General features: G+C 68.5%; 21 protein-coding genes. 18 read left to right on the top strand and 3 right to left on the bottom strand.

Annotated elements, in window-relative coordinates; translation table 11 throughout:
- Positions 1-44 precede the first annotated feature (44 nt).
- From OG558_RS29650 to OG558_RS29665, 4 genes are read left to right on the top strand one after another with little or no spacing between them, the layout of a single operon-like run.
- Complete coding sequence (locus OG558_RS29650) at positions 45-2,036, top strand: APC family permease (protein ID WP_405065929.1); 1,992 nt, start codon at positions 45-47, stop codon at positions 2,034-2,036.
- Between the two features lie 55 nt (positions 2,037-2,091).
- Positions 2,092-3,519, top strand: a complete 1,428-nt coding sequence (locus OG558_RS29655; protein WP_405065930.1) for an ATP-binding protein — start codon at positions 2,092-2,094, stop codon at positions 3,517-3,519.
- A complete protein-coding gene (locus OG558_RS29660; RefSeq protein ID WP_329484898.1) occupies positions 3,519-4,193 on the top strand; it encodes a response regulator in 675 nt (224 codons plus the stop codon). The genes OG558_RS29655 and OG558_RS29660 overlap by 1 nt, the downstream gene beginning before the upstream one ends.
- 28 nt (positions 4,194-4,221) lie before the next feature.
- Positions 4,222-5,100, top strand: coding sequence for an NAD-dependent protein deacetylase (locus tag OG558_RS29665; protein WP_405065931.1), 879 nt, complete (start codon positions 4,222-4,224; stop codon positions 5,098-5,100).
- Positions 5,101-5,166: 66 nt separating this feature from the next.
- Here OG558_RS29665 and OG558_RS29670 read toward each other — a convergent pair whose 3' ends face one another.
- Positions 5,167-6,171, bottom strand: a complete 1,005-nt coding sequence (locus tag OG558_RS29670; protein WP_405065932.1) for an SGNH/GDSL hydrolase family protein — start codon at positions 6,169-6,171, stop codon at positions 5,167-5,169.
- Between the two features lie 119 nt (positions 6,172-6,290).
- Here OG558_RS29670 and OG558_RS29675 point away from each other — a divergent pair, with 119 nt between their 5' ends.
- From OG558_RS29675 to OG558_RS29690, 4 genes are all read left to right on the top strand, one after another.
- On the top strand, positions 6,291-7,253 hold the full coding sequence (locus OG558_RS29675) for a bifunctional riboflavin kinase/FAD synthetase (RefSeq protein WP_405065933.1): 963 nt from the start codon (positions 6,291-6,293) through the stop codon (positions 7,251-7,253).
- A 117-nt stretch (positions 7,254-7,370) separates the two neighbouring features.
- Complete coding sequence (rpsO, locus tag OG558_RS29680) at positions 7,371-7,643, top strand: 30S ribosomal protein S15 (protein WP_328521718.1); 273 nt, start codon at positions 7,371-7,373, stop codon at positions 7,641-7,643.
- Between the two features lie 282 nt (positions 7,644-7,925).
- The gene (locus tag OG558_RS29685; protein WP_405065934.1) at positions 7,926-10,148 is read left to right on the top strand and encodes a polyribonucleotide nucleotidyltransferase; all 2,223 of its coding nucleotides are present in this window, start codon (positions 7,926-7,928) and stop codon (positions 10,146-10,148) included.
- Positions 10,145-11,458 carry a M16 family metallopeptidase gene (locus tag OG558_RS29690; protein ID WP_405065935.1) on the top strand — a complete coding sequence of 438 codons (1,314 nt, stop codon included), beginning with the start codon at positions 10,145-10,147 and terminating at the stop codon, positions 11,456-11,458. The genes OG558_RS29685 and OG558_RS29690 overlap by 4 nt, the downstream gene beginning before the upstream one ends.
- Here OG558_RS29690 and OG558_RS29695 read toward each other — a convergent pair.
- Entirely contained in the window at positions 11,448-12,668 is a 1,221-nt protein-coding gene (locus OG558_RS29695; protein WP_405065936.1) for a cytochrome P450, read from the bottom strand. The two genes, OG558_RS29690 and OG558_RS29695, sit on opposite strands and share 11 nt — an antisense overlap.
- Before the next feature lie 2 nt (positions 12,669-12,670).
- Positions 12,671-13,327, bottom strand: a complete 657-nt coding sequence (locus tag OG558_RS29700; protein WP_405065937.1) for a hypothetical protein — start codon at positions 13,325-13,327, stop codon at positions 12,671-12,673.
- Between the two features lie 102 nt (positions 13,328-13,429).
- On the opposite strand from OG558_RS29700, the gene OG558_RS29705 reads away from it, so the two are divergent.
- The 10 genes from OG558_RS29705 to dapB all read left to right on the top strand — a co-directional run bounded on the left by OG558_RS29705 (position 13,430) and on the right by dapB (position 24,647).
- Positions 13,430-14,068, top strand: a complete 639-nt coding sequence (locus OG558_RS29705) for a TetR/AcrR family transcriptional regulator (RefSeq protein WP_405065938.1) — start codon at positions 13,430-13,432, stop codon at positions 14,066-14,068.
- A gap of 159 nt (positions 14,069-14,227) precedes the next feature.
- A complete protein-coding gene (locus tag OG558_RS29710) occupies positions 14,228-15,610 on the top strand; it encodes an FAD-binding oxidoreductase (protein ID WP_405065939.1) in 1,383 nt (460 codons plus the stop codon).
- A 192-nt stretch (positions 15,611-15,802) separates the two neighbouring features.
- A complete protein-coding gene (locus OG558_RS29715; RefSeq protein ID WP_405065940.1) occupies positions 15,803-16,159 on the top strand; it encodes a hypothetical protein in 357 nt (118 codons plus the stop codon).
- A 298-nt stretch (positions 16,160-16,457) separates the two neighbouring features.
- Positions 16,458-18,038, top strand: a complete 1,581-nt coding sequence (locus OG558_RS29720) for an ABC transporter substrate-binding protein (RefSeq protein WP_405065941.1) — start codon at positions 16,458-16,460, stop codon at positions 18,036-18,038.
- A complete protein-coding gene (locus OG558_RS29725; RefSeq protein ID WP_405065942.1) occupies positions 18,035-18,961 on the top strand; it encodes an ABC transporter permease in 927 nt (308 codons plus the stop codon). The genes OG558_RS29720 and OG558_RS29725 overlap by 4 nt, the downstream gene beginning before the upstream one ends.
- Positions 18,954-19,850, top strand: a complete 897-nt coding sequence (locus tag OG558_RS29730) for an ABC transporter permease (RefSeq protein WP_405065943.1) — start codon at positions 18,954-18,956, stop codon at positions 19,848-19,850. Before OG558_RS29725 ends, OG558_RS29730 begins: the two co-directional genes overlap by 8 nt.
- A gap of 115 nt (positions 19,851-19,965) precedes the next feature.
- A complete protein-coding gene (locus tag OG558_RS29735; RefSeq protein WP_405065944.1) occupies positions 19,966-20,967 on the top strand; it encodes an ABC transporter ATP-binding protein in 1,002 nt (333 codons plus the stop codon).
- Complete coding sequence (locus OG558_RS29740; protein WP_329475915.1) at positions 20,967-21,980, top strand: dipeptide ABC transporter ATP-binding protein; 1,014 nt, start codon at positions 20,967-20,969, stop codon at positions 21,978-21,980. The genes OG558_RS29735 and OG558_RS29740 overlap by 1 nt, the downstream gene beginning before the upstream one ends.
- An 18-nt stretch (positions 21,981-21,998) precedes the next feature.
- On the top strand, positions 21,999-23,831 hold the full coding sequence (locus OG558_RS29745; protein WP_405065945.1) for a hypothetical protein: 1,833 nt from the start codon (positions 21,999-22,001) through the stop codon (positions 23,829-23,831).
- Positions 23,832-23,900: 69 nt separating this feature from the next.
- Entirely contained in the window at positions 23,901-24,647 is a 747-nt protein-coding gene (gene dapB, locus OG558_RS29750; RefSeq protein ID WP_405065946.1) for a 4-hydroxy-tetrahydrodipicolinate reductase, read from the top strand.
- The last annotated feature ends 20 nt before the right edge of the window (positions 24,648-24,667 follow it).

Below are 24,667 nucleotides of genomic sequence, written 5' to 3' on the forward strand. Positions count from 1 at the left end.
CAAGACCGGGGCGACGGTGCCCGGCGGGGCGGTTGGCTGGTGTTGTGAAGTTGTTAGAGCTGCCGAAGAGATTCCTGGTGGGGCGGCCGCTGCGGAGTGAGCGGTTGGGTGAGACCTTGCTGCCGAAGAAGCTGGCTCTGCCGGTGTTCTGCAGCGACCCGCTCTCCTCGAACGCCTATGCGACCGAGGAGATCCTGCTCATGCTCAGCCTGGGCGGGTTGACGCTGCTGCACCTCACGCCGTGGATCGCCGCCGTCGTCCTCGCGCTGCTCGCCGTGGTCGTCGCGTCGTACCGACAGACGTGTTACGCCTACCCCAGCGGTGGCGGCGCGTATGCGGTGAGCCGGGCGAATCTCGGTCAGAACGCCTCACTGGTCGCGGCCAGTGCGTTGCTCGTCGACTATGTGCTGACAGTCGCCGTGTCGGTCGCGGCCGGGGTCCAGAACATCGTCTCCGCGCTTCCGGCGCTCGGGCCGCACGCGGTGGCGGTGTCGATCGGTATGATCGCGATTCTCGCGCTGGCGAACCTGCGCGGCGTCAAGGAGTCCGGTACGGCGTTCGCGATCCCGACGTACGGGTTCATCGCGGTCGTGCTGACGATGATCGCGGTCGGGTTCGTCCGGATCCTCGCCGGCGACCCACCGCGGGCCGAATCCGCGCCGTACGGCATCGAGGCCGGGAACCACCTGACCGGGCTGGCCGTCGTGCTGCTCGCGATGCGTGCGTTCGCATCCGGATGTACGGCGCTCACCGGAGTCGAGGCGGTCAGCAACGGGGTGCCGAACTTCAAGCCGCCGAAGAGCCGGAACGCGGCGGCGACGCTGACGATCATGGGCGCGGTGACGATCGCGATGTTCGTCGGCATCACCGCGCTGGCGATGGTGTCCGACGTCCACGTCGCCGCCGATCCGGGCCGGCTCACCGGTACGCCGGACGGGTACGAGCAGCGCACGGTGATCGCGCAGGTCGCCGGTTCGGTGTTCGGCGGGTATCAGTCGATCGGGTTCTTCGCGGTTCAGGCGTTCACCGCGGCGATCCTGGTCCTGGCCGCGAACACCGCCTACAACGGGTTCCCGATCCTGGCCTCGTTGCTAGGGCACGATGGGTTCCTGCCGCGGCAGTTCTCCCGGCGCGGCGACCGGCTGGTGTTCAGCAACGGCATCGTCATCCTGTCCGCGCTGGCCGGTGTGCTGATCTGGGTCTTCGACGCCAGCACGACCCGGCTGATCCAGCTGTATATCATCGGTGTGTTCGTATCGTTCACGCTGAGCCAGACCGGAATGGTCGTGCACTGGACCCGCCTGCTGCGGGAGTCGTCCGGGGCCGGGGCCTCGATGCATCGATCCCGGGCGATCAACGGGTTCGGCGCGGTCTTCACCGCGGTGGTCCTGGTCGTCGTCCTGATCACCAAGTTCACCCACGGAGCCTGGATCGTGGTACTGGCGATGCCTGCCCTGTTCCTGCTGATGAAGGGCATCCGGAAGCACTACGACCGGGTGGACGCCGAACTGCGGCCGAGGCCGGGCGGTGTCGTCCTGCCGCCGCGGGTGTTCGCGATCGTGCTGGTCTCCAAGCTGCACACACCGACGTTGCGCGCGCTTGCCTATGCCCGCGCGACGCGCCCGACGTCGCTGACCGCGGTCACGGTGAGCACGGACCCGGACGCGGCGGACCTGCTGTTGAAGGAATGGGGCGAGCGGGACATCCCGGTGCCGTTGAAGGTCCTCCACTCGCCGTACCGGGATGTGACCGGTCCGGTGCTGAGCTACGTCCGGGACGTACGACGGAACAGTCCACGAGACCTGGTTGCAGTCTTCATTCCGGAGTACGTCGTCGGACACTGGTGGGAGGCGTTCCTGCACAACCAGAGCGCACTGCGCCTGAAAGCACGCCTGCTCTTCCAGCCTGGCGTGATGGTCATCAACGTGCCCTGGCAGCTCGGTTCCGCGGAGGTCCTCGAGGCACGCCGGGTGCCGCCCGCGGACACGACCGCGGTCGCCGGGACGACGACACCCAGGGTCGAGGAGCCCGTCTGACCGACCGGCTGACGCGGTCCGCCACGGGACAGCGGCACCGTGTCACAGTGGTGCCGTGGACAACACGAGGCCGCCCGGACGAGGGGCTGCCGGCGTCGCGCCTGCCCGGAGGTCCGGGCACGGTCGGTGGCGGCGGCTCTGGACCGGCTTGGTCCTCGTTCTCGCCGGTCTGCCGGCCCTGACGGTCGCGCTCGTCCCGGTGCGCGACAGCCTCGCGCTCGAGAGCATCCTCCTGCTGTATCTCCTCGTCGTCGTTCTGATCGCGGTGACCGGCGGCCTGGTCCCCGCGGTCGCGGCGGCCCTGGCTGCCGTGCTGCTCGCCAACTTCTTCTTCACCACGCCGTATCACACCCTCGCGGTCGAACAGCAGGACAGCATCATCGCCCTGTTCGTGTTCGTCCTGGTCGCGGTGACGGTCAGCGTGACGGTCGATGTGGCCATGCGGCACCGGGTCGCGGCCGCCCGCAGCCGGAGCGAGGCTGACGTCCTGTCCCGCCTCGCGGCCGAACCCGTGACCGGCGACTCGCTCACCGCGGTCCTCGAAGAGGTCCGGGAGACCTTCGGGATGGTGTCGGTCGCACTGCTCGAGCGCCGCGGCGAGATCGAACACGTGGTCGCGGTGGCCGGCGCGCCCCTGCGCGGCAGTCCCGTGATCTCGGCCCCCGCCCGGGACGGACTACGGTTGGTTGCCGAAGGCCCCGAGCTGTTCGCCGAGGACCGGAAGCTGCTGACCCGGCTGGCAGGTGCGGCTGCGCGGGCCTGGGAGGACCAGCAGTTGGCCGGCGAGGCGGCCCAGGCTCGGCAACTCGCGGAGGTCGATCGGTTGCGGGCCGCCTTGCTGGCCGCAGTTGGACACGACCTGAGGACACCGCTGGCCGGCATCAAGGCCGCGGTCTCCAGCCTCCGGCAGCGCGATGTGACCTGGAGTCCGGACGAGCAGAGCGAACTGCTGGAGACCATCGAGGAGTCGGCCGACCGGCTCGACGACCTGATCGCGAACCTGCTGGCGATGAGCCGGTTGCAGGCGGGCGCCCTGTCGGTCGACCTGCGGCCCGTCGTGCTGGAGGAGGTCGTCGCCAAGGCGCTGGTCGGCGTACCGGCGGACATCGTTACCGTCGACGTCCCGTACGACCTGCCGCTCGTGCTTGCCGACGCGGGGTTGCTCGAGCGGGTGATCGCCAACCTGGTCGACAATGCCCAGCGGTTCGCCCCGGCCGGGGTCCCGGTCCGGGTCGAGTCATCGTACGACGAGAACGCCGTACGGGTGCACGTGGTCGACACCGGGCCCGGTGTACCGGAGGAGGACCGGGAGCGTATCTTCACGCCGTTCCAGCGGCTCGGCGACAATCGGTCCGACGGCGGTGCCGGCCTGGGGCTCGCGATCGCCCGTGGCTTCAGCGAGGCGATGGCGGGAACCGTGCTGCCGTCCGAGACCCCTGGCGGAGGATTGACGATGACTGTGACTCTGCCGGTGGCGCCTTGATCAGCGTCCTGATCGTCGACGACGACCGGCAACTGCTGCGAGCGCTGGCGATCAACCTGCGGGCCCGCCAGTACGACGTCGAGACCGCGGCCGACGGGACGACCGCGCTCGCCGCGGCGGCCCGGCGTCCACCCGATCTGGTCATCCTCGACCTCGGCCTGCCGGACCTCAACGGGGTCGAGGTGGTCGGCGGTCTGCGCGGCTGGTGCTCGGCCCCGATCATCGTGCTGTCCGCTCGCGACACCCAGGCGGACAAGGTCGCCGCCCTGGACGCCGGCGCCGACGACTACGTCACGAAACCCTTCGGCATGGATGAGTTGCTCGCCCGGATCCGGGCCGCGCTCCGGCGCACGGCAGTGGACGCCGGGAGCCAGGTGGTCGTCCGGACGGAGGCATTCACCATCGACCTCGCCGCCAAACGCGTGATCACGGCCGAGGGCGACGTACGCCTGACCCCAACCGAGTGGAGCCTGCTGGAGATCCTGGTCCGCAACCCCGGCAAGCTCATCAGCCAGAAACAGCTGCTGCGGGATGTCTGGGGACCCGGCTACGAGTCCGAGACCAACTATCTCCGCGTCTACATGGCCCAGCTCCGCCGCAAGCTCGAGCTCGACGCCTCCCGCCCCGTCCATCTCATCACCGAACCCGGCATGGGCTACCGCTTCCAGCCCTAGGGCGTGTCCGGCTCGGTACGCTGGGAGCGTGCGTTCCCGTCCGACACTCAGCTGGGCTCCCGGTCCCGAGGTTCTGGCGTTGCAGCCTGGTACGACGGATGTCGGAGCTCTTGCGGATGTCGTGAACGGCGGGGGAGTCGTCGTACTGAGTGGGGCGGGGATCTCGACCGAGTCGGGGATTCCGGACTACCGCGGTGAGACGGGCAGTCTGCGGACGCATACGCCGATGACGTACGGCGACTTCGCGGCGAGCGAATCAGGTCGGCAACGGTACTGGGCGCGCAGCCACCTCGGCTGGCGCACGATCGCCCGCGCGGAGCCGAACGACGGGCATCGGGCGGTCGCGGCCCTGCAGGCTCGCGGCTACCTCAGCGGCGTGATCACCCAGAACGTGGACGGCCTGCACCAGGCGGCCGGTGCCCGCGACGTGATCGAGCTGCACGGCAACCTCGACCGCGTCATCTGCCTGAACTGCGGTACGACGTCGGCCCGCGAAGCCCTCGACCGTCGCCTGCGCGCCGCGAACCCGGACTTCGAAGGGGAGGCGACCCGGATCAACCCGGACGGTGACGTGGACCTGCCGGACTCCATCGTCCGGACATTCACCGTCGTCCCGTGCACCGTCTGCGGCGGCGTACTCAAGCCCGACGTGGTGTTCTTCGGCGAGAACGTGCCGAGGTCCCGGGTCGAGCGCTGCTACCGGCTGATCGACGACGCGAACGCCGTCCTCGTCCTCGGCTCGTCGCTCACCGTCATGTCCGGCTTTCGTTTCGTCCGGCACGCGGCCAAATCCGGCACGCCGGTCCTCATCATCAATCAAGGCCTGACCCGCGGCGACCCGTACGCCGCTCAGCGCGTCAACCTCCCCTTGGGCCAAGCGCTCACCGAACTCACGCAGCGGCTGTGAACACCACCGGGCCGGGCCACGCGTGAGGTGGCTCGGCCCGGGGTCCGCCGTACGGATTGGAAAGGGTCAGCGTTGCGCGCTGGTCCGTAGGCGGTTCAGGGAAGCCTCGAGGGCCTGAGGGGAGGCAGCGGCCTGGCGGGCCAGCACTCGAGCGTGCGCGGCCCACTCCGACTGTTCCGCGGCGGTGACGACCGCTGGTGCGCCGACCAACGTCTTGTACGTAAGGGACGCGACGCCGGCCTGGCCTTCGTAGCGCGGGTGGTAGTTCAGCGCGCGGAGCAGGTTGATGTCCTTGCCCTGGATCCACGCCTGGCCGTCCGGCGCGCAGGCGTCGTGTCCGGTCGAGGGGCCGAAGGTGTCGACGTACGTCGCTCCCGTCGCGGCGGCGGCTGTGGACACTGCCGAGTTGAGCGCCTGCTCGATCGAGTACAGGTAGCCGTAGTCCCCGTCGGTGAACGGCAGGATCGCCGGGCAGGTCCCGTGCTCCGGCGCGATCTTCGGGTAGCCGACCAGCAGGATCGTTGCCTTCGGCGACCTTTGTTTGATGCCCTGGACAACGGCCGTGATCCGGACCTGCGTCTGGGCGAGGCGAGCCTTCAGCGTGTCCACGCCGTCGACCGTGAAGTGTGCCTTGCACGGTGCGCCGGTCGGGTCGGAGGCGCGCAGCCCGGGACACGTGCCGACGATGTCGCCGAACACCCCGAAGTCGTTGCCGCCGATCCCGAGCGTGACCAGGTCTGTGTCCGGAGTCAGCGCGTCGAACTGCGGCGCGGCCGTCCCGAGCGGTGTGCTCTGCGGCTGCGTCATGTTCGTGGTGTCGGCGCCACCGCAGCTCACGTCGGTGAAGTGGCGAACCCGCAGTGCGGCCGCCAGCATCTTCGGGTAGTTGCTGTACGAGCGCACGCACCCGAGCGACAACAGGTCCGGCAAGGGGACGAGCGGCGCGGATGTGTACGAATCGCCGAGCGCCACGTAGTTCCGGAACGCGGGCGTGGCGTCCGCCTGAGCGACCGGCAGCGCGCCGAGGAGAACCAGGGACGCGCAGGAGGCGACCAGGCGGCGTAGCTTCACGGGACCCTCCCCAGAGTTCGGCGGTGCGGGCCCACCCTAAGTTGAGTCACCGATCGATCACAAGGGGTGATCGTGGACCTGCTGCACGGAATCCGGTGGTGACATGGAATCCTGCTGTCATGCGTGTCTGGCACGGATTGGACCAGGTGAGCCCGGATCTCGGGCCGACGGTCGTCACGATCGGCAACTTCGACGGCGTACATCGGGGGCATCAGGAGGTACTCGCGCACGCCAGGGCGCGGGCCGCCGAGCTGGGTGGCCTGCCGGTGGTCGCGCTGACCTTCGACCCGCACCCGATGGTGGTGCTGCGGCCCGACCGGGCGCCGGCGATGCTCAGCCGCCCCGAGGAGCGGGCCGGGCTGCTGACCGGGTACGGCGCCGACGCGGTGCTGATCCTCCCGTTCACGAAGGACGTGTCGGGCTGGTCGCCGGAGGAGTTCATCGAGCGGGTCCTGGTCGGCACTCTGCACGCCAAGGCCGTCGTGGTCGGGGAGAACTTCCGGTTCGGTCACAAGGCCGCCGGGCACGTGGACACGCTGGTCGCGGCCGGCGCCAAGGACGGTTTCCAGGTTGAGGGTCTGAGCCTGTCGGGGGACGCGCAGCCGTGGTCGTCGACGTACATCCGGGAGCGCATCGCCGAGGGTGACGTCGAGGCCGCCGCGGAGGCGCTCGGGCGGCCGTTGCGGGTCACCGGAGTGGTCGTCGAGGGCGACAAGCGCGGCCGGGAGCTCGGCTACCCGACCGCGAACATCCCCGCCGACGCGACGGCCGCGATCCCGCTCGACGGTGTGTACGCGGGCTGGCTGACCGTGCTCGAGCCGGCTCCGGGCGCTCCGTCGTACGACGAACCGCTGCCCGCCGCGATCAGTGTCGGCAGCAACCCCACCTTCGACGGCGTGGACCGGCGGGTGGAGTCGTACGTGCTCGATCGCGACGACCTGGAGCTGTACGGCGCCCGGATCGCGGTGGATTTCGTGGCCCGGTTGCGGGGCAGCCAGATCCGGTTCGAGACCAGCGACGAGCTGCTGGTCCAGATGAAAGCCGATGTCGACGGAGCGCGCCGGATCCTTACCCAGAATTAGGGTGACGCGTCCACGGACTGATACTCTGGGCGCTGCCGTCTGAACGGCCGCGGATCGAGAGTGCCCGGGTGACCCAAGCCCCGGTGCGCCGCGCAACGGACATCGAGAGGATCGCACGTGTCGTCAGCCAATCCTGAGGCGAAGAAGAAGATCATCGGCGAGTACGCCCTGACCGAGGGCGACACCGGTTCCCCCGAGGTCCAGGTCGCGCTCCTCACGCACCGCATCGCGGAGCTCACCGAGCACCTGAAGGAGCACAAGCACGACCACCACAGCCGTCGTGGCCTGCTGCTGCTCGTCGGTCAGCGCCGCCGGCTGCTGAACTACCTGGCGAAGAAGGACATCAACCGCTACCGGTCCCTGATCGAGCGGCTCGGCCTTCGCCGATGACGTCGCGAGGAGCGGCCCCCGAGCTCGGGTGGCCGCTCCTGGCGTATCCGCGCCAGTGCTGAATCACGGGCGCGGGTCATAACTGAATACAGAAGCACGCAAGACGAACGAGGCGACGCGAAGCGCGTGGCGGGAGGACGACCGGTCCTCGGTAGTGGCTTTCGGAAATTCAACACAGTTTCCGCGGGCCTCGATCGAAGACCGGCACCCCGGAAGCTCGCGCCTCGCAGTCGTCACACTGCTAGAGAGGGGTATCCCGTGTCGGGATCCACAAGCGTGCCCATGGAGGGCGCAGATTTCGCTGAAGCCGTCATCGACAACGGCAGCTTCGGCACCCGTACCATCCGCTTCGAGACGGGCCGTCTGGCCCAGCAGGCCGCCGGCTCCGCCGCCGCCTACCTCGACGGCGACACGATGGTGCTGTCGGCCACCACGGCCAGCAAGAAGCCCAAGGACCAGTTCGACTTCTTCCCGTTGACGGTGGACGTCGAGGAGCGGATGTACGCCGCGGGCCGGATCCCCGGCTCGTTCTTCCGCCGGGAGGGCCGCCCGTCCGAGGAGGCCATCCTGACCTGCCGGCTGATCGACCGCCCGCTGCGGCCGTCGTTCGTGTCCGGCCTGCGCAACGAGATCCAGGTCGTCATCACGGTCCTGGCGCTGAACCCGGACAAGCTGTACGACGTTCTCGCGATCAACGCCGCGTCGATGTCGACCCAGCTGGCCGGCCTGCCGTTCTCCGGCCCGATCGGCGGCGTCCGCGTCGCGCTGATCGAGGGCCAGTGGGTGGCGTTCCCGACCCACACCGAGCTCGAGGACGCGGTCTTCGACATGGTGGTGGCCGGCCGGGTGACCGAGACCGGTGACGTCGCGATCATGATGGTCGAGGCCGAGTCGACCCCGACCACCTTCGAGAAGGTCGCGTCCGGTGTCCAGGCGCCGACCGAGGAGATCGTGGCCCAGGGCCTCGAGGCCTCCAAGGCGTTCATCAAGACGCTGGTCGAGGCGCAGGCCGACCTGGCCGCGCGGGCCGCGAAGCCGACCGGCGAGTTCCCCGTCTTCCCGGACTACCAGGACGACGCGTTCGCCGCGGTCGAGACCGCCGCGAGCGAGGAGCTGGCGCAGGCGCTGACCATCGCCGGCAAGCACGAGCGTGAGGACGCCACCGACGCGGTCAAGGCCGCCACGGTGGACAAGCTGGCCGCCGACTTCGAGGGCCGCGAGAAGGAGCTGTCCGCGGCGTTCCGGTCGCTGACCAAGAAGCTGGTCCGGCAGCGGGTGCTGAAGGACAAGATCCGCATCGACGGCCGCGGGCTGACCGACATCCGGCCGCTCAAGGCCCAGGTGCGGGTGCTGCCGCGGGTGCACGGTTCGGCGCTGTTCGAGCGCGGCGAGACCCAGATCCTGGGCGTCACCACGCTGAACATGCTGCGGATGGAGCAGCAGCTGGACACGCTGTCCCCGGAGACCCGCAAGCGCTACATGCACAACTACAACTTCCCGCCGTACTCGACCGGTGAGACCGGCCGGGTGGGTTCGCCGAAGCGTCGCGAGATCGGTCACGGCGCGCTGGCCGAGCGGGCCCTGGTGCCCGTGCTGCCGTCGCGCGAGGACTTCCCGTACGCGCTGCGTCAGGTGTCCGAGGCGCTCGGTTCGAACGGGTCGACCTCGATGGGTTCGGTCTGTGCCTCGACGCTGTCGCTGCTGTCCGCCGGTGTGCCGCTGAAGGCCCCGGTCGCCGGTATCGCGATGGGTCTGATCTCCGGTGAGGTCGACGGCAAGGAGGAGTTCGTCGCGCTGACCGACATCCTCGGCGCCGAGGACGCGTTCGGCGACATGGACTTCAAGGTCGCCGGCACCAAGGACTTCGTCACCGCCCTGCAGCTGGACACCAAGCTGGACGGCATCCCGGCCAGCGTGCTGGCCGGTGCGCTGACGCAGGCCAAGGACGCGCGGCTGACGATCCTGGACGTGATGGCCAAGGCCATCGACGCGCCGGGTGAGATGAGCGAGTTCGCGCCGCGGGTCATCTCGGTGAAGGTCCCGGTCGACAAGATCGGCGAGGTCATCGGCCCGAAGGGCAAGATGATCAACCAGATCACCGAGGACACCGGCGCCGACATCTCGATCGAGGACGACGGCACCGTCTACATCGGCGCGACCGACGGTCCGAGCGCCGAGGCGGCCCGGGCCGCGATCAACGCGATCGCGAACCCGACCATGCCGGAGAAGGGCGAGCGCTACCTGGGCACGGTCGTGAAGACGACCAACTTCGGTGCGTTCATCAGCCTGCTGCCGGGCAAGGACGGTCTGCTGCACATCAGCAAGCTGCGTCCGCTGGCCGGCGGCAAGCGGGTCGAGGCGGTCGAGGACGTCCTGTCGGTCGGTCAGAAGCTGCAGGTCGAGATCGCCGAGATCGACGACCGCGGCAAGCTGTCGCTGATCCCGGTCATCGAGGGTGAGGGCGACAAGAAGGCCGACGAGAAGGTGGCTGACTCCGCCGAGTGACGCGAGCCATCACCAGCACCCTGCTGAGCCCGGAGGCGGGCGGTCCGGTGAAACGGACCGTCCTGCCCTCCGGGCTTCGGGTTGTCTCCCAGTCCGTGCCGGGCTTCCGCTCGGTCACCTTCGGCGTCTGGGTCGGCGTGGGGTCCCGGGACGAACCGGACCACCTCGCCGGCGCGACGCACTTCCTCGAACACCTGTTGTTCAAGGGCACCGAGCGCCGCGACGCGCTCGAGATCTCCGCCGCGATCGACGCGGTCGGCGGCGAGATGAACGCGTTCACCGGCAAGGAGTACACCTGCTACTACGCGCGGGTGCTCGACTCCGACCTGCCGCTCGCGGTCGACGTCATCTGCGACATGATCACCTCCGCCACGCTGACGGCTGCGGACGTGGAGAGTGAGCGCGACGTCATCGACGAGGAGATCGCGATGCACGCCGACGAGACGTCGGACCACATCCACGACCTCTTCGCAGAGCAGCTCTGGGGCATGTCCCCGCTGGGTCGCTCCATCACCGGTTCGCCCGATTCCGTGGCCGGGCTGACCCGCGAGCAGGTCGTGGGCTGGTACCGGCGCCGGTACAAGCCCTCCGACATCGTCGTCTCGGTCGCCGGGAACGTCGACCACGCGGACGTCGTCCGCCTGGTCCGCAAGGCGTTCGAGCGGCACTGGGTGACCACGGAGGCCGAGCCCGCCCCGGTCCGACTAGGTGCCGCCGAGCCAGTTCCGACGTACGGCGGAGTGCGCGTTCACCATCGTGATGTCGAGCAGGCGCACCTGGTGCTCGGGATGCCGGGCCTGATGCGGAACGACGAGCGCCGGTACGTCGCCGGCGTACTGCACGGGATCGTCGGCGGCGGGATGTCGTCCCGACTGTTCCAGGAGGTCCGGGAGAAGCGCGGCCTGGCGTACTCGGTCTTCACGTTCGGCTCGGCGTACGCCGACTCCGGCATGGTCGGCGTGTACGCCGGCTGCCTGCCGAAGAAGGCCGGCGAGGTCCTCGACGTGGTCCGCGCCGAACTCGAGGTGATTGCCAACGGCAACATCACCCCGGACGAGCTGCTCCGCGGGAAGGGCCAGATGCGTGGCTCGGTCGTGATGGGCCTGGAGGACGCCGGCGCGAAGATGACCCGCATCGCCAAGGCGGAACTCGTGTACGGCGAGCTCCCCACCGTCGACGACATCCTCCACCGCATCGATGCCGTCACCCTCGACGACGTCAGCCAGTTGGCCGCCGAGCTGTACGCCGGCACCCCGGCCCTGACCTTGATGGGCCCGTACGACGAAGACAGCACCGCTTTCACGCTCTGACCCGGATCGGCAGCGTCTGATAGCCGCGCAGCACGAGCCTGTCGCGGCGTACGGGCTGCCGGCCGGGATCAGCGGAGAGGCCGGGAAAGCGGTCGAGGAGGCGGGGGAAGGCCACGGATGCTTCGAGCCGGGCGAGGTTGTTGCCGATGCAGATGTGTTGGCCGGCGCCGAAGCTGAGTGGCTTGTTGTCGGCGCGGGTGGGATCGAACCGGTCGGGGCGCGGATACCGGGCCGGGTCGCGGTTGGCTGCCCCGAGCAACAGAATCAGGTCGCTGCCGGCTGGGATGCCGACGTCCTCGACAACGAGGCCGTCGGCGCTTGCCACCCGGGTCGTCACCTGCACAGGAGACTCGTAGCGCAAGGCCTCTTCGATGAAGGCCGCTGTCGTGATCTGGCCGGAGCGCACCGCCACGGCGAGGTCCGGACGGTCGAGCAGGATCGTCAGCCCGTTGCCGAGGAGGTCGGTTGTCGTCTCGAAGCCGGCGACCAGCAGCAGGATCAGGTTGGCGAGCAACTCCTCGTCGGACAGGCGGGCGTCGTCCGCGTCGCGGGCAGCCACCAGGGCGCTGACGAGGTCGTCGCCCGGCGTCGTCCGGCGTTCGCCGATCAGGTGAGTGAAGTACTTTCCCAGTTCGCGGGCGGCTTCGTCGGCCGGACCGTCCACGTCGCCCGTAAGTTCCAGCGCCGCGGTCAACGCGGACGCCAGCGGGCGGAACTGGTGGTGGTCGGCCATCGGGATCCCGAGCAGTTCGCAGATCACGGTGACCGGCAGTTGGAAGGCGAACCGGTCCATGAAATCGACCGTCCGGCCGTCCGCTCCGGAGTCGGCGAGCGCTTCGAGCAGGGTGTCCACAGCGGCCACGACCGTCGGCTGCAGCGCGCCGACTCGCCGTGGCGTGAAGACCTGGGAGATCAACGAGCGCATGCGACCGTGGTCCGGAGGGTTGGTCCGCAGAATCGACCGGTTCATCAAGCGCAGCGCAGCAGCGTCGCCCGCATCCGTAGGATCGCTCGGCAAGGCGAATCCAGGGTTTCGAAGCACTTGGTTGACCGCCGCGTAGCCGACCACGAGGAAGACGGTGTCGGTGATGGCCTGGACCGCGCCGTTCCGGTGCGCTGCGGCGTACAACGGGAATGGATCGGCTCGCCCTGCCGGTGACACCAAGGCCTGGATGATCGCCGCCGCGCTCTCGTCGGGGGAGGAGGCCATCGTCAGCGGACCTGGTGGAGGTCGGTGGCGGCGCGACCGAGGAGGATGTAGCCGGTGGCGTACAAGGTCGCGCCGGCTACTTCGAAGATCTGGATCAGGCCGAAGCCTGGTCCGGAGGTGAAGATGAACAAGCCGCCGAGCGTGTACGCGACGGCGCCTACGGCGAGCAGCAGCCCGGCCAACCGCAAGCCGTGTCGGCCAAGGGTGCGGGCGAGCCAAACGTAGCCGAGCGGGAACACCAGTAGTGCCGGGAAGACGATCAGCGCGGCCGGCGTATCGAGGTCGGACGCCTGGTGGACCACGCTCGGGTGGTACTCCGCTCGGACCGGATTGTGCGAGCCGTCGAAGATGATCAGCGCGAACCACAGCAGCGTGCCGACCAGGGCGCCGTACCAGGCACTGAGGTCCCGCCAGCGGGTGATCTGGTTGCCCAGGGCAATGACGCTGGCCAGGCAGACGACCTGCAAGAGCAGGCCGGCCGCCTGGATGTCGTGGGTGAGTCCGTAGCGCTCGCCGGCGGCCGCGATGCTCCAGCCGTCCCGGGCGGGATGCAGCAGCGTGCCAAGCCAGAACACCGGCCCGCCGATCAGCGCGGTCAGCCGGGCGGCGGTGCGGAGTTGGCGACGCGTGGCGCCGGTGTGCGGAAGTGTCTCGGTCATCGGTGCAGGTCTCCGTTCACGGATGCCTCGTGGGGAATTCACTAGAGTGTTGCTCTAGTGGATCACTGGTGGCGAACTCTAGTCAACTGTTAGGCTGTGGGCATGAACCCCGGTCAGGCCACCCGGCGGGTGGACAAGGCGCGCGCGAATCGGTACCGGATGCGGGCGGCGGCGCTGGGCCTGTTCACCGAGCGGGGGTATGCCGCGACCTCGATGCAGGCCGTCGCCGCCGCGGCCGGCATGGCGGTACAGACGCTGTACTTCACCTTCGGCACCAAGCGCGCTCTGCTCAGCGAGATCCTCGACATCGCCGTGGCCGGCGACGAGGAACCCGTTCCGACTCTCGAGCGGCCCGGAGTGCTGGCCGCGATCGACGACCCCGATCCGGAGCATCAGCTCCGCGCGCAGGCCCGCCTCGCCCGGGAGATCTACGAGCGCGTCGCACCCGTGCTGCAAGTCGTCTCCAGCGCCGCCTCGGCCGACCCCGAGATCGCCGAGCTCTGGGAGACCAACAACGCCCAGCGGGCGACGGTGATGGAACGGCTCATCACCGCCCTTGCGGCCAAAGGCCCGCTCCGCGAGGGCGTCGACCCGGCGATGGCCATCGACATCGCGCTCGCCCTGCAGAGCCCGGAGATGTACCACTACCTGACGAAGCGCCGCGGCTGGAGTCCCAGCCGATGGGAGCACTGGACAGCCGACGCCCTGATCAGCCAGCTACTCCCGAGCCGCGAGGGCTAGACGTCATGAAATGCCCGGGTGATCTCGCGGGGCTTCTGTGTTCCGTCGGCTGTCAAGATCCTGACCGAAAGACCTCCGGGTCCCGATCACCTCGACAGTCCTCACCGGCAGGAGCAAACTGGCCGGTGAAAGGGGGCCTGGGGGAGGGGGGAGTAGGTCATGAGCACGATGACTCCGGAGATTCAGGCGCTCGGCGATGACTTCCGCGGGGAGCTGATCCATCCGGGCGACCCGTCCTACGACGAACAACGTGCGGTCTGGAACGGGTCGATCGACCGGCGGCCCGCGGTGATCGCCCGCTGCACCGGAGTCGCCGATATCCGGAGCGCGCTGGCGTTCGCCCGCCGTACCGGTCTGCCGGTTGCGGTCCGCGGCGGGGGTCACAGCTTCCCGGGGCACTCGACCTGCGACGGCGGGATCCTGATCGATCTCGCTGCGCTGAAGGGCATCCGGGTCGATCCGGTACGACGTACCGCCCGCGCGCAGGCGGGTGTGCTGCTGGGTGAGCTCGATCGGGAGACGCAGGCGTTCGGCCTGGCGACGCCGTCCGGCATCGTCACGCATACCGGTCTGGCCGGCCTCACACTGGGCGGCGGGATCGGCTGGCTGATGCGCAAGTACGGACTGAGCATCGACAACCTGATCTCGGTCGACGTGGTCACCGCCGAGGGTGAGCTGGTGATCGCGAGCGAGGACGTGAACGCCGATCTGTTCTGGGGTATCCGCGGCGGTGGTGGAAACTTCGGCATCGTGACCGAGTTCGAGTTCCGGCTGCATCCGGTCGGACCGATCGTGTACGGCGGCCTGGTGGCGTGGCCGATGGAGCAGTCGCCGGAGTGGATGCGCTTCTACCGGGACTGGATCACCGACGTCCCGGACGAGCTGACCACCGCGGTGATCCATCGCTGGCTCCCGGCCCTGCCGACGATTCCGGCCGAGCTGCACGGCCGACCGGTGGTGGCGGTCGTCGTCAGCTACGCCGGACCGGTCGAGGAAGGCGAGCAGGTGGTGGCGCCGCTCAAGGCGTTCGCACCGCCGTTGCTGGACACGTGCACGGCGACGCCGTACCTCGCCCTGCAGTCGATGTTCGATCCGAGCTTCCCGCATGGCCGGTGGTACTACATGCGCGCGTGCGACGTCGGCGAGTTGACCGACGACGTGATCGACATCGCGGCCGAGCGCGGTTTGGCGATCGATTCGCCGTACACGGCGTACCCGATCTTCCACCTCGGCGGCGCGATCTCCCGAGTGCCTGAGGACAGTACGGCGTTCGGCGGGCGATCGAGCGGGCACACGTTCAACTTCGTCGGGGCGACGCTCGGCCCGGAGGGGTTCGAGGAGCAACGGGAGTGGGTGCGGGACTCGTGGCGGGCGATCGAGCCGCACCAGTCCGGGGTGTACGTCAACTTCCTCACCGACGAGGGCACCGACCGCATCCGGACCGCGTACGGCGCCTCGACGTACGACCGGTTGACGGAGCTGAAGCGGAAGTACGACCCGGGCAACCTGTTCCACCTGAACCAGAACATCCCGCCCAGCTGACGCGGTAATCTGCCAGGAGTTGTGTCGCGTCACCACGTGATCTGCCCCTGGATCCCTCGCTGAACGGGCTGGGCCTGTTCTACGGATGGCACGCATTTGACGGCCCGACGTGCCGCACCGCGCTGGATCGACCCCAGCGCGGTTTGGCCTGCCGTCCGCGAAGGAAGATCACCGTGCTCGCTCCGCTCCGCAATGCAGTGGCTGGCGCTCGCCCGGATCCTGCTCCGGAACGCGGGCGTCTGGATCCTGGACGAACCGACCTCGGCCATCGACGCCGAGGCGGAGCGCGAGATCTTCGCCGGCTTACGCCGTACCAAGGACACCCGGATCACGATCGTCGTGTCGCACCGGGCCTGGACGTTGCGCGCGATGGACCGGATCTACGTCATCGACGACGGTTCGGTGGTGCAGTGCGGGACGTATCCGGAGCTGATGGCACAGCCTGACGGGCGGTTCGCACGGCTGTTCGCGACACACCACGAATCGGCAGACGGGTCGTCCCGGCACAGCTTGCAGGGGACCGGACACTCACCGCAGTCGACGATGTGATGAGGACAACGGCCTGAGTGCGCATTTGTGTGCACAAAGACTATTGGGTGAGATCTGACCTGACGTCTGATGACTCAGGGAGGTTATGTGATTAAGGTGGGGCGGTCCTCCGTGATGGCTGGCTGGTCGTCTGAGGTCTTGGGAAAGTAACACCTGAGTTACGCGCCGCCGTTTTGTGCCTGACAACGTTGACATGCGCAGTTTCGACCAGCCACCATGACGCTTGATCCGCCCGCTTAACGGCCCTCCCGCCGAGGAAGTTGGTTTGACTGTGCGACGTCTGACTGGGGTTGTGGGGGTGGCACTCGGTCTCGCACTGGTGCTCGCCTCTTGTGGAGATGGGAAGTCCAGTGGTGGCTCCGCCAGTGGTGCGAAGAGTGAGATCATCGCGATCGCTGCCGACCCGCTGGAGTACATCAACCCGCTGAACGAGAACGGCAGTCCGGGCATCCAGGTTGCGATGGCGATGTTCGCCCCGCTGGTGACCACCGATCCGAACTCGGGCAAGCTCGAGAACGTGATGGCCGACTCGGTCACACCGGACAAGACCAGCCAGACCTGGACGATCAAGCTGAAGCCCGGCAACACCTTCCAGAACGGCCAGCCGCTGACCGCGAAGGACTACGTGGACAGCTGGAACATGACCGCCGAGGGCTCGAACGCCTGGAAGAACAACGGCTTCTTCTCCAAGGTCGAGGGGTACGAGGCGCTGAACCCGCCGACCCCGGACGGCGCCACTCCGAAGCCGACCGCGGTGAAGACGCTGAGCGGCCTCAAGCAGGTCGACGACCTGACCTTCACGGTCAAGCTCAAGGTGCCGTTCTCGCAGTTCGGCCTGACCCTGCAGTACCTCGGCCTGGCCCCGCTGCCGGAGGAGGTGCGGAAGAACCCGGACGCCTACAAGCGCAAGCCGATCGGCAACGGCCCGTACAAGCTGGCCGCCGACTGGAACGCCGGTGACGACATCAAGCTGGCCAAGTGGGACGGCTACAAGGGCCCGAACGCGCCCGAGGCGGACTCGATCACCTACCGGTTCATCCCGAACGCGGACACGGCGTACAACGAGTTCCTGGCCGGCAACGTGGACTTCACCGACGTGCCGTCGACCAAGGTGCAGAGCTTCAAGACCGACGCGCCGGACAAGTGGGTGACCAGCGTCAGCTCCGGCGCGAACTACCTGGTCTTCCCGGCCTGGGACGCGCGCTACAAGAACCCGAAGCTGCGGCACGCGTTCTCGGAGGCGATCGACCGCAAGGCGTTCGCCGACCTGGTCGGCCTGTCCGACCCGGCCAAGGGCCTGATCGCGCCGGACATCGCCGGCTACCGCGACAACGCCTGCAAGTACTGCGACTTCGACGCCACCAAGGCCAAGCAGCTGCTGCAGGAGGCGGGCGGCTTCTCCGGCACGGTCAACATCAGCTACAGCACCACGTCCGCGACCGGTCAGATCTTCGCCGAGGCGATCGGCAACATGCTCCGGCAGAACCTCGGCCTGCAGGTGAAGTACACCGGCAAGCAGGGTTCGGAGATCACCGAGCTGGCCGACTCCCGCAAGCTGGACGGCCTGCGGTTCGGCGGCTGGGGACACGACTACCCGTCGATCGAGGACTACCTGACCCCGATGTTCAAGTCCAACGGTGACGCGAACTTCGCCGGCTACAACAACCCGGCGCTGGACGCCGTGCTGGCCAAGGGCGACGCCGAGCCGGACCAGGACAAGGCGATCAAGCTCTACCAGCAGGCCGAGGACATCGCGCTCGAGGACATGCCGCTGATCCCGCTGTACACCAAGTCGAACGCCTATCTGCACTCGGACAAGATCGAGCCCCGGGTGTCGAAGTACGTCGGGGTGTCGGCGCTCTACGCGACGTTCAAGTGATCCGGTTCGTCCTGCGCCGCGCGCTGGCGGCCGTCCCGATCGGGCTGATCGTCACGCTGGGGGTCTTCGCGCTCGTCTTCGCGATGCCCGGAGACCCCCTGCGGGAACTGGCCGGCGACAAGCCCATCCCGGCGGCCGTGCTGGCGGCCAAGCGGGCCCAGTTCCACCTCGACGATCCCTTCATCATCCAGTACCTGCTGAGCATGAAGGACATCCTCACCGGCCACTTCGGTACGACGTTCGCGGGCGCGGACATCGCCGATCAGCTCCGGCTGCGGATCCCGGTCACGCTGAAGCTGACCCTGCTGGCGAACGCGTTCCAGTGGACACTGGGGCTGTTCTTCGGCGTCTACGCCGGCTTCAAGCGCAACGGGCTGATCGACAAGTCATTGCTGCTGGCAACGTTGGTGCTGCTCGCGGTGCCCGGACTGGTGGCGTACTTCGCCGCGCAGTACCTGTTCGGCGTCGAGCTGAAGTGGTTCCCGGTGTCGGGTGTGCTGGAAGGGTTCCCGCGCTCGTACCTGTTGCCCGCGCTGGTGATCGGCGTGCTCGGGTTCGCCGGTCTCGCCCGGCTGATGCGGACGTCGATCGTGGAGACGGTGAACGCCGACTTCGTGAAGACCGCGCGGGCGAAGGGGATGGGGGAGCAGCGGGTGCTGTGGTCACACATCCTGCCGAACGCGCTGCTCCCGGTGGTGACCTTCATCGGGATCGACCTGGCCGGCATGTTCGGCGGCGCGATCATCACCGAGAGCATCTTCAACCTGCCCGGGCTCGGTCAGTTCATGTTCCAGGCGATCAAGCTGAAGGAGGGTGGCGTCGTGGTGCTGCTGTCGACCCTCGCCTTCATCTCGTTCATCGTGATCAACCTGCTGGTCGACGTGCTGTACGGCGTCCTGGACCCGAGGGTGCGCAATGTCTGAGATCCAGGCGGTCGTCGGCGCCGAGGCACAGGAGCTCGGCGACGGCCGCACGCTGTCGAACCGGGAACTGCTGCGCGCGCTGCTGCGCAAGCCGCAGTTCGTCGTCTGCAGCCTGCTCCTGCTGTTGTTCTTCCTGATGGCCGCGGTGCCGAAGCTCTTCACGCCCATCGATCCGCGGTTCTGCGAGCTGACCAAGAGCCGGCAGGGCCGAAGCCCGGGACACCTGTTCGGTTTCGACATCCAGGGCTGCGACTACTTCGCCAACGTGATCTACGGCGCCCGTCCGTCGGTCCTGGTCAGCATCTGCGCGAGTTTCGGGGTCTTCATCCTGGCCGGCTCGTTCGGGTTGCTGGCCGGGTACTTCCCGGGCTTCGTCGACGCGCTGATCTCGCGGACCGCCGACGTACTGTTCGCGGTGCCGGGCATCGTGGTGCTGATCGTGATCCTGAACTCGGTGCCGAACCGCAGCATCTGGATCATCGTCGGCGTGATCCTGCTGATCGGCTGGCCGGGCGGGATGCGGCTGATGCGGGCCACGGTGTTCTCGGTCCGCAACCGCGAGTACGTGCTGGCGGCTCGGTCGATCGGCGTACCCCCGGTGCGGATCCTCCGCAAACACGTGTTCCCGAACGCGATGGCGCCGCTGCTGGCGATGACTACGCTCGGCATCGGCGGCATGGTCGGCCTCGAGGCCGCGCTGACGTTCCTCGGGGTCGGGCTGCAACCGCCATCGATCTCGTGGGGTTCGCAATTCGGCGTCGCGGCGTCGTACCGGGACACCCCGCACCTGTTCATCTGGCCGGCGTTGTTCATCTCGACGATGACGATCTCGTTCATGATCATCGGCGACTCGATCCGCGACGCCCTCGATCCCAAGTTGCTGAGGTGACTGTGCACATTCCTCGCCTCCGGCTCGGTGGGTCATCGGGCTTTGTCTCCCGGTCTTCCCTCGTCGCTCCGGTCGCTTCGCTCCCTGCACTCCTCAGTCCAGACCGGGAGGCCCGATGACCAGACATGGTGAAGTATTGCTGAAGGTCGAGGACCTCAGCGTCGAGTTCGACACCCCGCGCGGGCCGGTGCGTGCGGTCGACGGGGTGTCCTGGCAGGTCCGGGCCGGCGAGACGCTGGCGATCCTGGGCGAGTCCGGGTCGGGGAAGAGCGTGTCGACCCAGGCGCTGACCGGGATCCTCGAGATGCCGCCGGGCCGGATCGTCTCCGGTACGGCGGAGTACCGCGGCGTGGACCTGATCGGGATGACCGTGAAGGAACGGCGCAAGATCGTCGGCGACCGGATCACCATGGTGTTCCAGGACTCGCTGTCGGCGCTGAACCCGGTGCAGTCTGTCGGCACCCAGATCGCCGAGTGCTACCGCGTGCACCGCGGCATGTCGAAGAAGGCCGCGCTCAGGCAGGCCGCGGACATGCTCGACCAGGTCCGGATCCCGGCCGCGGCGAAGCGGGTGGGCGACTACCCGCACGAGTTCTCCGGCGGCATGCGGCAGCGGGTGATGCTCGCGATGGCGCTCGCGCTCGATCCCGACGTACTGATCGCGGACGAGCCGACCACGGCGCTCGACGTCACCGTCCAGGCACAGATCCTGGAGCTCATCGCGGAACTGCAGGCCGAACGCGAGATGGGCGTCGTCCTGATCACCCACGACCTCGGCGTGGTGTCGGACGTCGCGGACAACGTGGTGGTGATGTACGCCGGGCATGTGGTCGAGCGAGCGTCCACCGCGGAGGCCCTGGAGTATCCCGTTCATCCTTATACGGAAGGGCTTCTGGGCTCGATGCCGTCGGCGGACCTGAAAGGCCAGGAGCTGCCGACCATCCCCGGTACGCCGCCGTCGTTGCGGGCGATCCCGTCCGGCTGCGCGTTCCGGCCCCGGTGCCCGCACGCGATCGACGATTGCGCGCGTGAGGTGCCCCCGCTGCTCACCGTCGCCCCTGGCCGGGATGCCGCGTGCATCCGCCGTACGTCGATCGCGGAACGAGAGGCGGTGTGATGGCCGACGAGTTGCTGGTGGCAACCGATCTGGTGAAGCACTACGACATCAGTCCGGCGTTGAGCTTCGGGACCAAGACACTGGTTCGTGCGGTCGACGGCGTCGACCTGACACTCCGCAGGGGCGAGTCGCTCGGCATCGTCGGCGAGTCGGGCTGCGGGAAGTCCACGCTGGTCCGGCTGCTTGCCGCGCTGGAGAAGCCGACGTCGGGTCAGCTCTTCTACGGCGGGGTCGACGTCAGCAAGCTGAGGGCGCGCGATTTGCGGCGCTGGCGGCGCAACGTGCAGGTGGTGTTCCAGGACCCGTACTCGAGCCTGAACCCGCGGATGCGCGTCGGCGAGATCGTGGCCGAGCCGCTGGAGGTCCACCCGGACGTGGCGAAGCGTGTCGACGTCCGGTCCCGGGTGCGTGAACTGCTCGAACTTGTCGGGTTGCGGGCCGAGGACGAGACCAAGTTCCCGCACCAGTTCTCGGGCGGCCAGCGGCAGCGGATCGGGATCGCCCGGGCGATCGCACTGAACCCGGACGTACTGCTCTGCGACGAGCCGGTGTCCGCACTGGACCTGTCCGTGCAGGCGCAGGTGGTGAACCTGTTGATGCGCCTGCAGCGTGAGCTTGGTCTCAGCATCATCTTCGTCGCGCACGACCTCTCCGTGGTCCGGCACGTCTCGGACCGGGTCGCGGTGATGTACCTGGGCAAGGTCGCCGAGCTGGGCGAGCACCAGCAGGTGTACGACGTCCCCGCGCATCCGTACACGCAGGCGCTACTGTCCGCCGAGCCCGGACTGGCCCGGCAGGGCAGGAAGCGGATCGTGCTGGCCGGTGACCCACCGTCGCCGGTGATGCCGCCGTCCGGCTGCCGGTTCCACACCCGCTGTCTGCGCGCGGAAGCCCGCTGCAGCAGCGAGGAACCGCAGCTCCGCGAGATCCCCTCCGGGCAGACCGTCTCCTGCCATTTCGCCGAAGACGCCCAGGCCGCCTACACCCCGGCCCAAGGGGTATCTGTGGAGTAATGGCCTAGGGTGGCGGCCGTGAGTGCACTACCGATGACCCCGAGGAGCAGGCAGTTCGCGCTGCTGGCCGGGGTCATCGTGGTTGCCGGTGGGCTCGCGGGGTGGTGGATCCTGACCGCGGGCCGGGCCGCCAACGAAGGCTTCGACATCACCGACGAGGGCTACTACCTGTTGTCCTACCGATGGTGGAACAGCAATCCGCTGGCGCTGACCGGAGTGCAGTACCTGTACGGCCCGGTCTTCGAGTGGCTCGGGTACGACATCGTCCGGTTGCGGCTGTTCCGGCTGCTGACCGTGGTCGTCGTGCATCTGATCTTCGGGTACAGCTTCATGCGCTGGTTGCGAGGCCGGCGGCCGGGCGCGGCGCCGACGAAGCTGTGGGAGCTGGCCGGGATGGCGGTCATTCTGGCCGCCGGTGGCATGTGTTACAGCTGGCTGCCGCAGTCGCCCGGCTACAACGATGTGGTCCTGCTCGGTGCGCTGACGCTGGTCTCGTGCGTGTTGTGGATGGCGACGGCGGTCGATCGAGGGCGCCCGGTGCCGTTCTGGGTGCTGGTCGTGGCCGGTCTTGTCATCGGTGCGATGGTGCTGGCGAAGTGGACCTCGGTGGTGGTGATCGGGCTCATCGTGGTCGCCGCCCTGGTCGTTCTGGCCGGCCAGGGCTTGCGGGCCGTTGCCCGCGGTATCGGTCTCGCGCTGGCCGGGCTCGCGGTGGCGGCGCTCGTGGTGCAGTTGTTCGTGGTCCGGCTGAACGTCGCGGTGCCGGGGATCATGACCGTGAACAGGTTCATCGCGGACACGTCGTACTCGCCGGCCGCCCTGTTGCACGTCTACTGGTCGACCGGTCTCAACCTGCTCGGACGGACCCTCCGCGACCACGGGATCCTGCTGGTCGCAGCCGCCGTCGCGGTGATCGCCCGATGGCGTTGGCTGCGCATCGCCGCCGGGGTGCTCGTGCTCGTCGCGTTCGCTCTGTCGGTACGGCGGGTGGTCGCCGATGGTGCCGCGGTGGGTGGGTCCGGGCACACGTCGCGGTACACGGTGACGCTCCTGGCCGCCGTACTCGTCGCGCTGGTGACGGCCGTCGCCGCTGTGGTCGCCGGCCGGCTCCGGCTGACGGACCGGTCCGTGCTGAGCCGCGAGAACGCGCGGGGATGGGTCGTCCTCGGGCTGCTGGTCGTGCTGCCGATGGTGCAGGCGTTCGGCACGAACAACCCGCTCTACACGATCGGCTTCAACGCGTTCGCCGCCTGGGCCGCGGTGATGATCGCGGTCGTGACCGGGATCTGGGCGACGCCGATCGTCGCGCGGGCGACTGTCGGGATCGTGGCCGTTGCGTCGCTGGTGGCGGTCGCGTCCATCGCCTACACCGGGCTGTTCCAGTACCCCTATCGGTCGGTCGGGCACACACAGCTGACCGCGGCGGCCTCCCTGCCGGCGTTGAAGGGTCTCTACGTCGAGCCGCTGGCCGAGCGCAACTACTCCAAGCTGGCGACCGAGCTCCGGGCGTATCTCCAGCCGGCCGGGCGGCCGATCCTGGCGTTCGACAAGATGGCCGGGATCGTCCTGATGCTGCAGGGGAAGCCGCTCGGCGAGGCCTGGGTCGCGCCGAAGGAACGGTCCAGGACCGCGGCCGGGATCGAGGAGGTCTGCCGGAACGGCCCGCCCTGGGGAGCGAGCCGCCCGCCGATCATCATCCTCAACCGTCCCATCTCCGACGTCGAGGTCACCGCCCTGCGCGCCTGCGGGCTGGACTTCCAGGCGGACTACACGTTGCTCGCGCCCGCGAAGGACACGATCAAGCTGCAGGTCTACGTCCCGCGCGCCGAGCGAGCCGCGCAGAAACCCTGACCACCCGGACCGGACCAGAGGGGAGCGGATGAGATCCTGGTGCCCTCGATTCCAACCGGAAGGGTGCGCATGATCAAGGTCGGTGTGCTGGGAGCCAAGGGCAGGATGGGCGCTCAGACGTGCCTCGCGGTCGAGGAGGCCGACGACTGCGAGCTGGTCGCACGGCTCGACCAGGGGGATGAGCTCGAGGAGCTGACCAAGGCCGGTGCGCAGGTGGTGGTCGACTTCACCCGGCCCGAGGTTGTGATGGACAACCTGGCCTGGTGCATCGAGCACGGCATCCACGCGGTCGTCGGGACCACCGGGTTCGACGACGATCGGCTGGCCACGCTGCGCTCGCAGCTCGATGCCAGTCCGGGCACCGGCGTACTGATCGCGCCGAACTTCTCGATCGGCGCGGTCCTGATGATGCAGTTCGCCGCCAAGGCCGCCCGGTACTACGAGTCCGTCGAGATCGTCGAGTTGCACCACCCGGACAAGGTGGACGCTCCGTCGGGCACGGCACGCCGTACGGCGGAACTGATCGCCGCCGCCCGCCGGGACGCCGGGGCCGGGCCGATCCCCGACGCGACCACGACTGCGCTGGACGGCGCGCGGGGAGCGGATGTGGACGGGATCCGGGTGCACGGGGTCCGGCTGCGCGGTCTGGTCGCGCACCAGGAAGTCCTGTTCGGTGACGAGGGGGAGACGCTGACGATCCGGCACGACTCGATGGCCCGGGTCTCGTTCATGGCCGGCGTCCTGCTCGGGGTCCGGCGGATCCTCGGCACGCCCGGGCTGACGGTCGGCCTCGAGCACTTCATGGATCTCGCCTGACCGGGGCGGTGGGGCGGGGA

Source organism: Kribbella sp. NBC_01510, assembly GCF_045040325.1.
GTDB lineage: Bacteria > Actinomycetota > Actinomycetes > Propionibacteriales > Kribbellaceae > Kribbella.